The 12,119-nt window shown below is 62.6% G+C and carries 9 protein-coding genes and 1 tRNA gene; 5 read left to right on the top strand and 5 right to left on the bottom strand.

Annotation, left to right across the window (positions count from 1 at the left end):
* Positions 1–80 precede the first annotated feature (80 nt).
* A complete protein-coding gene (locus tag MWL89_RS06405) occupies positions 81–452 on the top strand; it encodes a hypothetical protein (RefSeq protein WP_102378483.1) in 372 nt (123 codons plus the stop codon).
* A 173-nt stretch (positions 453–625) separates the two neighbouring features.
* Positions 626–700: transfer RNA gene (locus MWL89_RS06400), tRNA-Glu, on the top strand.
* Positions 701–783: 83 nt separating this feature from the next.
* Here MWL89_RS06400 and MWL89_RS06395 read toward each other — a convergent pair.
* On the bottom strand, positions 784–1,215 hold the full coding sequence (locus tag MWL89_RS06395) for a hypothetical protein (protein ID WP_102378484.1): 432 nt from the start codon (positions 1,213–1,215) through the stop codon (positions 784–786).
* Positions 1,216–1,435: 220 nt separating this feature from the next.
* On the bottom strand, positions 1,436–2,893 hold the full coding sequence (locus MWL89_RS06390) for a helix-turn-helix transcriptional regulator (protein WP_244412230.1): 1,458 nt from the start codon (positions 2,891–2,893) through the stop codon (positions 1,436–1,438).
* Between the two features lie 288 nt (positions 2,894–3,181).
* Here MWL89_RS06390 and MWL89_RS06385 point away from each other — a divergent pair, with 288 nt between their 5' ends.
* From MWL89_RS06385 to MWL89_RS06375, 3 genes are all read left to right on the top strand, one after another.
* The gene (locus MWL89_RS06385; RefSeq protein WP_244412228.1) at positions 3,182–4,834 is read left to right on the top strand and encodes an FAD-dependent oxidoreductase; all 1,653 of its coding nucleotides are present in this window, start codon (positions 3,182–3,184) and stop codon (positions 4,832–4,834) included.
* Between the two features lie 122 nt (positions 4,835–4,956).
* Positions 4,957–6,348: a glycosyltransferase gene (locus MWL89_RS06380; RefSeq protein WP_244412226.1), complete on the top strand. Its 1,392-nt coding sequence runs from the start codon at positions 4,957–4,959 to the stop codon at positions 6,346–6,348.
* A 297-nt stretch (positions 6,349–6,645) separates the two neighbouring features.
* Positions 6,646–8,166, top strand: a complete 1,521-nt coding sequence (locus MWL89_RS06375; RefSeq protein WP_244412224.1) for a DEAD/DEAH box helicase — start codon at positions 6,646–6,648, stop codon at positions 8,164–8,166.
* 180 nt (positions 8,167–8,346) lie between these two features.
* Here the strand turns inward: MWL89_RS06375 and MWL89_RS06370 are convergent, their stop codons facing one another.
* The 3 genes from MWL89_RS06370 to MWL89_RS06360 form a co-directional block, all read right to left on the bottom strand.
* Positions 8,347–8,589 carry a hypothetical protein gene (locus tag MWL89_RS06370; protein ID WP_102380466.1) on the bottom strand — a complete coding sequence of 81 codons (243 nt, stop codon included), beginning with the start codon at positions 8,587–8,589 and terminating at the stop codon, positions 8,347–8,349.
* Positions 8,590–8,765: 176 nt separating this feature from the next.
* A complete protein-coding gene (locus MWL89_RS06365) occupies positions 8,766–9,137 on the bottom strand; it encodes a DUF1667 domain-containing protein (RefSeq protein ID WP_102380465.1) in 372 nt (123 codons plus the stop codon).
* Positions 9,138–12,056: an FAD-dependent oxidoreductase gene (locus tag MWL89_RS06360; protein WP_244412222.1), complete on the bottom strand. Its 2,919-nt coding sequence runs from the start codon at positions 12,054–12,056 to the stop codon at positions 9,138–9,140.
* Between the last annotated feature and the right edge of the window lie 63 nt (positions 12,057–12,119).

The raw sequence follows: 12,119 nt of genomic DNA, 5'->3' as shown, positions 1-12,119 counted from the left end.
GCACAATGAACGCAGCGACTACGAAAGCGCACACCCGCAGCGGGTGAAACGGAACAGGAAAAAGGAGTACGCGTACGTCCATGGCCCAGATCCATTTGAACATTCAACAGGAAATGGAGCTTATCAGGCTCATCGAATTCGAACGCGCCAAAAGCGCAACCGCCGAAGGCCAGGGCCGCCGCTGCGCCTTTCCTTTCCGCCCCGACAACCAACTGCAAGCGGAACTCGTCTCGCTCGGCGCGCTCGCCGTTATCCCCCGAACAGCGCCCGACGGGTCGGACAATCCCGTTGTAACCATCACGTCGGCAGGCTATACGTTCTTCACGGAGAAGGCGCGCAGGGAACGCGAAGTGCGCAGACAGCAGCGCCGCGACTACCTGCTCGTACTCATATCGGGCGCTTTCGCGATGCTTTGCACCGTCATCGGCTTCCTTATCGGGCGCATGGTGTAATCCGCCGTCGAAATCCCGTCGGGGCCAAGGCAGGGTTTTCGACGTGCTGCAAGGCGCCTCCGCGCGCGCAACAATTCGTTTTTCGATTCGCTGATTTTTCTCTTGCATTCCCGATAGGCCTTTGCAATAATGTTCAAGCTGCTTTTTTGGAAACAGGATTGCAGGCTATGCAGGTCCCCATAGTCTAGAGGTCAGGACGCGGCCCTTTCAAGGCTGAGACACGGGTTCGATTCCCGTTGGGGGCACCATAACACATCGAAGGCGCGGATTTTATCCGTGCCTTTTCATTTGCCTATAGCCCCGAATCGACGATTCGCCCTTATCCCGAACGCTACGACTTGGTCGTAAAGGAATTCTTGCACTTGGGGCACGTCACCTTGAGCGTACCCTTCCCCTTCGGAACCCGCAGGCTCTGCCCGCACTGCTTGCACGTGTAGATGCGATGCGTCTTGTGGTAAGTCTTCCACTCCTTGAAGTGGGAGTATGTGCGGCGAAACGGTGCCGTCACCTTGGTGCGAACGCTCACGTACGCGCGGTTCTCCTTGGAACGGTTTCCCGTTTTCCGAGAAAAGACACGAAAATAGCAGTACACGATGCCGGCGAAAGCGATGAAGATCAGTACCTGGCTCACGATGGCATCGCCCACGAACACGCTTGCGAGCATGAAGACGAATGCGGCGAACAGCGCAAAACGAGAGAGGTCGTCGGGACCGTTGCGTCCGATCATGAACTGCTGGAATTTTTGGCCGAGTTTCTGAAACATGTCGCCTTCCAATGCGCAATGTGCTGCGGTCGGACGTCTGCCCGCCAGCATCCGCCCGACCCGCCTGCACCTGTGTACGGTACCGACGCTCGCGCGCCGCACGCGTTAGCCCGAGTATGTGCGGTGCGCTCAATTCGTCGCGCTGTGAAGTTTAGCGCATCGACGGGCGCGAACGGTGCAATTTCGCGCCCGTCACCTTTTCGTAAGAATGGGTACTCCGTCAGGAGTACAGACCGAGCAATTCTATGAGTTCGTCGCGCGAATGGACATCGAGTTTGCGGTAGATGTGCCGTATATGCGTCTTCGCCGTACCGTTGGCGATGAAGAGTTCCTTCTCGATGGCGCCGACCGTTTTACGCTGTGCCAAAAGCAGCAGCACTTCCTCCTCACGCTGCGAGAGCCCGAACTGCTTGGCTAGTTCGTGGCTGCGGTTCGCAAGCTCCTGCTTCTTCACGATAACGCTATCGCCTTCCGCGTTCGATCCGCCGAGAAACGTGACGCCCCACCTGCTCGAAAGTTCCTTCTCGGAAAAGAGGATCATCGTCATGGCCACGACGAGTATGATGACGATCGCGTTGAGCACGAACTCCGAGGGCACACCTGCGAACTCGAACCCCGAAAGCGCCGTCTCGGTTTCACGCCCGAGCAAGCTGAACAGCGCCCGCACGCCGCGCTCGATGCCGAACAGCCATATCGCCGAAATACCGTAACGATAGCTCATATTCGCAAGAATCAGCATGATGAGGATGGAGAATGCCGTATACGACGCCGTCACGCAGAAGTCGGCGGCGACGTTGTTCAGGAAGCCGAGGCTCGGCAAAACGAGGAACGCAGCCACCATGAGCGGAAGCGCTATCCGGTAGATCGCCCCGAAATCGAACCGTCCGCCACGGGCGACGATGCCCGCGAATATGGCCAGCGCCACCGCAAGCGTCCCGAACGCCGAATGGGGGCCGAAGGAGCCCGCGTACATCGACGATTCTTTGAGTCCGTAGGCGAACGCGTAGATGGCCATGAGCATGACGGGCTTCCAGGGAAACGAGAACTTGCCGCCGAGGGTGCGGGGCAGCTCGCTTTCGGGCAGCGATCGAAAGCCGAGCGCCAGGCAAAGAAGCGTCACGGGCGGCATCGAAAGGGCTGCAGCAAAGAGCCACGGATACAGAAACCCCCGACATATATAGAGGATGACCGCAGCGACGATGATCGATGCCGAGTAGTACAGGGCGACGCGCACCGGATTCAGGCAGCTGTAGAGCTCCGACCAGAACAGGATGACGAGCGCGATGCCGAACCCGCCGAGAACCGCCGCCGGCGTTGCGATGGCGGCGGCCAGTTCGGGTGCGTACATCGACGCGAACACCCCCGCCGTCGAGACGACGAGCGCAGTGCCTGCAACCCAGTGCAGGGATTTCTTGCGGTAGAACACCCCGAGCTTCTTCGAAGCGAGCGCACTGGCGAACAGCGTCACGATCATGGCTATGTCGAACACGTTGTGGCCCGCGTACTGCGCGGTCGGGAACCCGACGAACGACCCCACGAACACGATCTCGATCCATGCGCGGTACACGCCGAGCCCGAGGAAGAACAAGGGGATATGGGGCACTCGATCGAGCAGGGCCGGCCTGGCGCTACCCGGCTCGTCTCCCGCCTCGTCCCGCTTGTCGATTGTCTGATCCACCACGACTCCATCCCATCGATCCGTATAACGGCCGTCCGATCCGCCTGCCATTGTATAGGAAAGAGCATCCTGGACCAACCGCAAAGAGCGAATCCGCCCGCAGAGAATAGGAATAACGCCTGATCACAATAGGGTGATACGAGGGGATTATCGAAATCATCCCCCGTTTCGGCCCGTGGACGAATGACGGCTTCCGCCGCAGCGCGTACAGTGCAGTTCAAGGCACGTTCGATTCGCCGAAACCGTTAGACGCACAACCGATGTGCACCGCGATCCGAGGAGGAGTTCATGGGAGGATTCAACAAAACAGGAGTAACGAGGCGCGACCTGTTCAAGTTCGGAGGCATCGCAGCCGCAGGCGTCATGGGCGCAAGCGCGCTTTCCGCCTGCAGCCCGAACGAGAGCACCGCCACGGCCGGCACCGCAGTCGCAGCAAACGAAGGCACGACGACCGCGGCAGGCCACACGAGGACCGGTCTTCCGAGCTTTCTGCAAGCGCCCGAGCCCATCACCGACATCGCCGAGACCAAAGAGTTCGACGTCGTGGTGGTAGGCGCTGGAGCAGCCGGCGTGCCGGCCGCCCTCTCGGCAGCCGAAGCGGGTGCCAAAGTCGCGCTCATCCAAAAGGAAGCGACCGCCATATCGCAGGGCAACACCGGCTCGGGCATCGATCTGACCAAGAGCGATCCGGCCGATGTACAGAACCTCGTATCGGTGCTCATCGAAGAGGGCCAGCACCGCACCAAGCGCGAGCTTCTGGAACTGTGGGCGCAGCACGGCGGCGAGGCGGTCAAGTGGGTCATCGAGCGCTCGGCTGAGAGCGGCGGGCCCATCATCGACCAGGGCAGCCAGCAGCAGGCGGCAACCATCGCCAAAAACGGCTGGACCATGGAATTCGTCACCTCCTTCGCAGGGCCCAAGCCCCTCACCGCCGGCGACGCCATGCGCGCACTTGCCGAAACCGCCGAAAAGGAGGGCGTAGAGATCTTCTATTCGACCCCGGCCGAGCAGCTCGTCAAGGATGGCGACGCGGTCACGGGCGTTATAGCGAAGGGTTCGAACGGCTACATCCAGTTCAACGCGAGCAAGGGCGTCATCATCGCCACGGGCGATTACCAAAACGACGAGGAGATGAGCTCGTACTACCTGCCCGACCTCGCGAACTTCACGCGCAAGCAGATGAACAAGACCGGCGACGGCCACAAGATGGTCATCTGGGCGGGCGGCGCCATGGAACCCATCAACCACACCAAAATGCTCCACGATTTCGATGCGGGCCCGGCATCCATGTGCGACATGCCCTTCCTCGCCGTGAAGAACAACGGCGCCCGCTTCGTAAACGAGGTCGTCGAGATGTCGCTTCTCAACAACTACCTGCGCAGCGCCGAGGACCAGGGCTGGTACTCGCAGGTATTCGACGCCAACTACATGGAGCAGGCAGCCGACTGGCCGGGCAAGCTCTACTCCCCTGAAGAGCTCGCTCTCTACATGCCCGAAGAGGACGCGGACCGCGACGGCGTGTTCAAGGACCTCATCCGCACGTTCAAAGCCGACACGCTCGAGGAGCTCGCCGAAAAGCTCGAGATCACCGATACCGCGGCGTTCGTCGCCACCGTCGAGCGCTACAACGAGCTCGTCGCCTCAGGCGCCGACGAGGACTTCGGCAAGCCGTCGCAGTACCTGAAACCCATCGACACGCCCCCGTACTACGGCATCCACCGCTGGCTGCGCGTTTCGGCCCTCTGCTCGGGCGTGCAGGTCGACGAGAACCACCAGTGCCTGAACACCGAGGGTTCGCCGATCACGGGGCTCTACGCCATCGGGAACTGCTCGGGCGAGTTCTACGGCGGCGTCGACTACCCGATGACCATTCCCGGCCTCTCGCTCGGACGCTGCTACACCGAGGGCTACCTCGTCGGCAGGACGGTCGGCGCGCTCTAAGCCTATCCGATACCACCACCCCGTCGGGCACCTGCTTTTCCGGCTCCCGAACCATACGGCCGCAGCTTCGCTTTCCCCTCCCTCAGTGCGAAGTTGCGGCCATCTCTGCTATGATAGGCTCCATGGAAAACGACGCGAACACCCCTCAAAGATCCGATCCGGGCACCGCTTTGGCGGAAGTCGAGCCATCGGAGCAGCTGACCGCCCACGCGGCAGCCGATCTCCCCGAACAGGACAGCGTCCCGGAAGCACCTCCGCTGCACCCCACCGTCATCGTCATGCACGCCTCGGTCGGCTCAGGCCACCGCAGTGCCGCCAATGCAACGGCGCAGGCACTCGAGATACTACGCGATACCGACGACCCCGAGCTGCTCCAAGGCCTCACCGTGCCCGAGGATCTCGAAATCGAAGTGCTCGATATCCTCGAATTCGGGCGGCACGTCTTCGACGGCGACCATGCGGCGAGCCTGTTCACCGGCGCGACGCGCCCCCTGTACGATCTTACGTGGCGCTACACGCTCACCGGACGGCTCCTCTGGGGGGGAGGAACCATCTGGTCGCACGTCAACTTCCCCAAATTCACCGATCACATACGCGAAAAGCAACCTCTCGCCATCATCTGCACGCACATCACGGCAGCCAACGTGGCCGTGGGTGCCCGCATGATCACCGGCCAGCGCTACCCTATCCTCTGCGTGCCGACCGATTACGAGACCGAAGGGCTGTGGCCCCATAAGACGACCGACCTGTTCTGCGTCGCCACCGAATCGATGGCCGAAACGCTTCGCCCGCGCAAAGTGCCCGACGAGAACATCCTCATCACCGGCATTCCGACCCGCGACGATTTTCGCAAGACCTACGACAAGATCGAGACGCGCAAGAAGCTCGGTCTCCCCGAGGATAAGATGGTCGTGCTCGCCCTTGCCGGAGCCTACCTGCCGCGCCCGTACGTGCACTTCAGGGACACGCTCGATAAAGTACTCCCCTACCTGCACACCTATCCGAACATGCACTTCGTGTTCATCGCGGGAAGCGACAAGCATTACGCAGAGCACATGCGCCAGCAATGCTTTGAACTCGGTCTCGAGAACACCACCGTGCTCGGCTACGTCGACGGCATGGCGGCGCTCATGGCGGCAAGCGATCTGGTGATCTGCAAATCAGGGGGGCTCACGGTGACCGAATGCCTGTGCGCCCAGGTGCCGATGATCCTGCTCGGCCGCGCATACGGCCAGGAGAAGGCCAATGTGCAGATGCTCACAGCCGTCGGAGCAGCCATGCACGTGACCACGGCGCGCGAGCTGCTGGAAAGTCTGCGCCACATCGCCCGGTACCCGCAAAGCACTCAGGCCATGCTCATCAACGGCGGTATCATACGCCGCCCCGAAGCGGCACTCGACATCGCACGCGCAGCGTTTCGCCTGGTGGAGAAAACGAAGGCAGGCGATCTTGCCGAGCACCGCAAACGGCTGCTCTGGCTCTACTGGGGCAAGAAGCCGGCGCACATCAGATAGCGGGCCCTGCCGCCCATGCGCTGCGCCGCCCGCGGTGCAGCGCAGCCGTTCTTCGTCTTGAAGCCGCGAGGCGAAGGACAAGGCCCGTTCGGCAGAGATCGGCATGCGCCGAAGCTGCTCGCCGATCTCTGCTCCTTTGATGACCTTCAAGAAACCCTTGCCCTCATCGGCTTCGATGCGCGATAATAGATCGGTACGTCCGCGTGGCGCGCACCGTCGGTACCTGAGACGGACACCCTGTACGACAGACGCCCGGCAAAACCCGTGGCGCACACTACTTATAGATTTCCGGAGATCATGACTACACCATTCAACGAACTCGGTCTGTCCGAGAAGACACTCGCCGCCGTCGAGCGGCTCGGCTATTCCGAACCCACCCCCGTGCAAGCGCAGGCCATTCCGCTTGTACTCGAAGGCCGCGACATCATCGCTGCCGCAAAAACCGGTACCGGCAAAACCGCTGCGTTCTCCCTGCCTACCATGGACAGGCTCGGCCGCATCCAGCGCGGTCAAGGGCCGCTCATGCTCGTCGTGAGCCCCACGCGCGAGCTCGCCGACCAGATCGGCGAGGTGTGCCGCGCCATCGCAACCTCGACCCACCACCGTATTCTCACCGTCGTGGGAGGCCTCTCGCTCGATCCCCAGATCAAGCAGCTCAAGCACGGCGTCGACATCCTCATCGCAACGCCGGGGCGCCTCATCGACCTCATGGAACGCGAAGCGGTACGCCTGTCGAACGTCGAGGTGCTCATCCTCGACGAAGCCGATCGCATGCTCGATATGGGATTCTGGCCGCAGATGAAGAAGATCATCGCCGCCTGCCCGAGCAAGCGCCAAACCCTGCTCTTTTCGGCCACCATCGACGACCAGATCACCAAGAGCGTCGGATCGCTTTTGCACGATCCCGCTTACGTGGAGATCGCACACCGGGGAGAAACAGCCGACACCGTCGATCAGTTCGTCATCCCCGCCACCCAAACAACGAAAGCCGACCTGCTCAAAGCGGTGCTCGAAGAGAAAGGGTCGAACCGCGTCATCGTGTTCGCCCGCACTCGTTCGCGCGCCGATTCGTGCACGAGACGCCTTCGTCGAGCGGGCTACGCCGTAGAGGCGATCCACTCCGATCGCACGCAGGCGCAACGCAAGCGCGCACTCGAGAACTTCAGCAACGGCAAAACCAACGTGCTCGTGGCAACCGACGTGCTGGCCCGCGGCATCGACGTGACCGAGGTCGATTACGTCATCAATTACGACCTTCCCAACCAACCCGAAGACTACGTTCACCGCATCGGCCGCACCGGTCGCGCGGGCGAGACGGGCTTCGCCGTATCGTTCGTAAGCCCCGAGCAGCAACCGTGGCTCAAAGATATCGAAAAGCTCATCAAGAAGACCATACCCGAGATGGAGCTCGCGAACTTCGACCCCGCACAAGCCGAAGCCGATGCCGCGGCCCGTGCTACGAGGGCCGCTGGAAGACGGGACCCCGAACTCGCCGCCGCTGCCGCCGAATACGCGAAAACGCAAAAGAAGCGGGCGGCGCAAAGCGCCCACGAACCCGCTGCGTCCGATCAGGCGCGGGCGGGCAAGAACACCCGGAAGAAAACGCGCACGCCGGGACAGCCGCCCGTTAAGACCAACCAGAAAGCGGCAAGACCCCAAAAGGCGAAGCCCTCGCAACCGAAACCTTCGCAGAAGAAAGCCGCAGGCAAAGCGCAAGCGGGCTCGAAACCGTCTTCTTCGACCCCGAAGAGGTCAGGTTCGGATATGAGGCCGGGCCGTGCGCATCGCGCCGCCGTCGCCAAACGCAGGAGCAGGTAGCCGGCAGGCAGCGGAATGAAACGGCGCGGTTGCGACGAACGGCTTGCTTTTTCTGCCGCGTATGCCGCAATCCGCACACGCGGCATACGAGCCGAAGCGCCTTTTCGGACAGGCGAAGCAACCACCTTCGATAACCGATGAAGCGCCCTCGCATGCGCTCGCCCGAAAGCCCGAGCCGCCTTACTCGAGCGGATCCTTGTTCTGGTTTGCCGCCACGCGGATCAGCCGCCCCAGCAAAAAAAGGATCAGAACGAACGCCGCAGCGCCGACGACCGCGAACAGCCAGTCGGAACGCAGCAGCGCAGCGAGCGTCAAGAAGAGCACGACCGTTGCCAGGACGATGACCGCAAGCGTTCCCACGGCTGCGATGGCCGTGCCTGCGATGCGCATCCGAGCGTTTCTGCTGTCCTGATCTTCAGCCATCTCATCATCTCCTCGACCGCCTTCGGCCGTATCCGGTTTCGCCTGCCGATCAGCAGCCTAGCGCATTTTCCTTCGCCTGCGCACAGGGAACGCCTCCCATCTCACGAGCGGCGTTTTTTCCGATGTTCCGGAGCACGCCGCCGCTTGGCATGCGAGCGCTCCCTTGCGGTTTCAGCTCAGGGGATGCTCTTGGTCGCCACGATCGCGACGCCGGTACCGCACGCATCCTCCACGAGAACCTCGCCCGCTCGGATGGGAGCCTCCAGGCGCAGGTCGCGTATGGCGGCGAGCACATCGGGAATGGAATCCTTAGGAACGGGCCGCTCCGTCTTCACGCTCAAGGGCTCAAGGCTCCCCTCTGCGCACGCGATAGCCGTCACCATGCGCACGGGCCGCACCGCCTCTTCTGCAGCGTATTCCTTACCGCGGGCACACGTGTAGCCCGTCACTTCCGATATCGCGCCGCCTTCGTCGAACGATACCTCGAGCTGGCACCCCAACGGGCAGCATATGCAGGTGTAGGTTTTAACCTCGGTTGCGTACTGCATCTATTCGGCACCTCCGCCCTGGGATTGCTCCGCACGCGCCGCTACCGAAGGCAGCGCCGCATCGACGCGCTCGGCGCCCTCGCGGCCTTCCGCTCTGACACGGATGGCGGCATACGAAACCGCATCCGATCCCTTGAGCTTGATCTGCACCATCTCTGCGGGAACGGCGACCATGGTCTTCGCGGTTTTGATAAGGTGGGCCCTCCCCGCCCGATCGATGCCCTCGATATGGAACCGCGGCCTGTGCAACGTCCTCGTCACGCGAAACGAAAGCGTGACGGTATCGTCCGGGAGGGTGCTGGCCGCTATGCGCTGCGGTACCGCGTAGCGCACGTTATCGCCCGCGACCACCGCAACCGCGCCGTTCGACGGACCGCGCGTCCCCAAGGCGAACGCGGCGGCGGCCCGTCCCGCAATCTCTCCCTCGTCGGAAGCATGATCGACCAGGTCGTGCACATGCAGCGCATTGCCGCAAGCGAATACGCCCGCCACATCGGTCTCCAAGTAGTTGTCGACGAGGGCCCCGCCGGTTACCCCATCGAGCGTCACGCCGACGGTTTTCGCCACCTCGTTCTCCGGCAGAAGGCCCACCGACAAAAGCAGCGTATCGCAGGCGACACGTCGTTCGCTACCCGGTACGGGCCGAATCGTTTCAGGATCGACGTCCGAAACGTATACGGCAGTCAACCGTCCCTCGCCTTCGAGGCGAGTCACCGTACTGCTGAGATGCAGCGGAATGCCGTAATCATCGAGGCATTGCACGATGTTGCGGCGAAGCCCCGACGGATACGGCATAAGCTCGTACACGCCGAGCACATTCGCCCCCTGGGAGACGAGCCTGCGTGCCATAATGAGCCCTATGTCGCCTGAACCGAGGATGACCACGTTTCGCCCGGGCAGACAACCCTGCAGGTTCATGAAGTTCTGCGCGCTGCCAGCCGAGAACACGCCCGACGGCCTCGCACCCGACACGTTGAGGGCGCCGAGCCCCCGCTCGCGCGATCCCGTCGCCAAGACAACGGCTTTCGCACGGATCGTACGCTGGCCGTCGCCGCTCACCACGATGATCCCGTAAAGGCCGTTGTCGGCCGTTTCGACGGACAGGACCGAGGCTCCCGCGAATACGGTCGCACCGCTCTGCTCGAGCGCAGCGATTTCGCGTTGCGCGTACTCGGGCCCCGTTAGCTCTTCGCCGAAGCGATGGAGTCCGAACCCGTTGTGTATGCACTGCTTGAGAATGCCGCCGAGCTTCGCTTCGCGGTCGACGAGCGCAACCCGCCGGGCACCGCCCGCAAGGGCCGCCTGGGCAGCAGCGATTCCCGCAGCGCCGCCACCGACCACCGCAACGTCGAACAGCAGAGCCGCCTCATCCGCCGCTTCCCGAAGGCCCGCCTGCCGTTCGCAGGAGACGCCCGCAGTCGAACCGGCTCCACCGCGCGTGCAAAGATCCAGGTAGTCGGGCCGCGACGACGAAACCACGAACGATCCCGGCGTCCGTTTGTCCAGCAGCTCGGGTGCCGTCGCCGTTTCCCGCGCCATGATGCGCACGATCTCGGGCGAGCAGAACCCCCCGTGGCAGCGGCCCATCATCGCACGGGTGCGCCATTTGATCGCATCGAGGGAGTTTACCGGCAGCGGGCTTTTGAAGGCGTCGGCGATCTCGGCCTCGGTCACTTCGCAGCAACGGCACACCATATGCCCGTAGCGACCGTCGCCTTCGATAGCGGCCTCCCGTTCGGCTTTGCTCATAAGGGAGAAGGGCTTGCGATGCGAGCGCAGGGGGTCAAACGCTTTATTGGCCTTTGCATCGAGCCGAGCAGCCACGTCGCGCGCAACGTCCTCCGCAACGGCAGGTGCCGACGTAAGTCCCGGGGAGTCGAAGCAGGCGATGTTGAAGAACCCGAGAGCATCGGGGGCTTCCCCGATGACGAAATCGCCGCTGTCGCCGCTTGCACGCAGGCCGGCGAAGTTCGTGATCATGCCCCGCGCCGACAGCTCCGGCCAAGTCTTTTTCGCCGCGTCGAGCACGAAGGCGAGACCGCCCGCCGTCGTGGACACGTCGCTCTTGCTCGCCTGGGCAACCGCATTCGGCCCGACGAGCAGGTTCCCATGCACGGTCGGCGTCATGAGAACGCCCTTGCCCACCGAAGACGGCGCCTGGAACATCGTGCTGGTGAACGTCTCGCCCATATCGGTATCGAACAGGCAGTACTCGCCCCGTCGCGGTGTAATGCGAAGTTTTTCCGAGCTGACTTGGTTGTTGATCTCATCGGCGTATACGCCCGCAGCGTTCACAACGGCATTCGCGGTAATGCGCGCACCCGATTCGGTGACGAGCTCGAAACGCGCGCCCCCAGCTTCGCCGAGGAGGCGAACGGTGCGAACGCCCTCACCGAAGAAGAACGCGACGCCGTTTGCCGCAGCGTTTTCCGCCGCCGCAAACGCCACTTCGTACGGATCGCAGATCGCACCGGTCGGCGCAAAAAGCGCGCCTACCGCGGCGCGGGAAACACGAGGCTCGCGTTTCTGCAGTTCCGCCTGCGAAAGCTCGCATACGCCCTCGACACCGTTGCGTTCGGCTCGCCGCACGAGATCGCGTAGCGCATTGAGCTCTTCGTCGGAAAACGCGAGTACGATAGATCCGTTGTTTACGTAAGCGAATCCAAGCTCCCTTGCATAGCGGGGGTACAGCGCCGACCCCCGAACGTTGTAGCGAGCCTTAAGGGTACCCGGTTCGGGATCGTAGCCGGCGTGCACGATGCCGGAATTGGCGCGCGTTGCACCGCACGCAATGTCGGTGCCCGCTTCGAGCACCGCTGTCGCGAGATCGTATCGTGCGAGCTCGCGCGCCGTACACGCCCCGGCAACGCCCGCACCGACCACCACGACATCGAAGTGTGATTCAGTCAGTTTTCTCATGCCGCAAGCTTACTATTTCTTCCCGCTTGGCGGAAGAAGGAACATCCAATACCTAGAATCGCG

Origin of the sequence: Raoultibacter timonensis (genome assembly GCF_022845715.1) — a bacterium.
Taxonomy (GTDB): domain Bacteria; phylum Actinomycetota; class Coriobacteriia; order Coriobacteriales; family Eggerthellaceae; genus Raoultibacter; species Raoultibacter timonensis.
Note: the sequence above shows the minus strand (reverse complement) of the source record. Positions and strands in the feature narration are given on the sequence as shown.

Coding starts and splice junctions, on each gene's coding strand:
- MWL89_RS06385 (WP_244412228.1), top strand. CDS start 3,182: ATGGGAGGATTCAACAAAACAGGAGTAACGAGGCGCGACCTGTTCAAG.
- MWL89_RS06380 (WP_244412226.1), top strand. CDS start 4,957: ATGGAAAACGACGCGAACACCCCTCAAAGATCCGATCCGGGCACCGCT.
- MWL89_RS06370 (WP_102380466.1), bottom strand. CDS start 8,589: ATGGCTGAAGATCAGGACAGCAGAAACGCTCGGATGCGCATCGCAGGC.
- MWL89_RS06360 (WP_244412222.1), bottom strand. CDS start 12,056: ATGAGAAAACTGACTGAATCACACTTCGATGTCGTGGTGGTCGGTGCG.
- MWL89_RS06405 (WP_102378483.1), top strand. CDS start 81: ATGGCCCAGATCCATTTGAACATTCAACAGGAAATGGAGCTTATCAGG.
- MWL89_RS06395 (WP_102378484.1), bottom strand. CDS start 1,215: ATGTTTCAGAAACTCGGCCAAAAATTCCAGCAGTTCATGATCGGACGC.
- MWL89_RS06375 (WP_244412224.1), top strand. CDS start 6,646: ATGACTACACCATTCAACGAACTCGGTCTGTCCGAGAAGACACTCGCC.
- MWL89_RS06365 (WP_102380465.1), bottom strand. CDS start 9,137: ATGCAGTACGCAACCGAGGTTAAAACCTACACCTGCATATGCTGCCCG.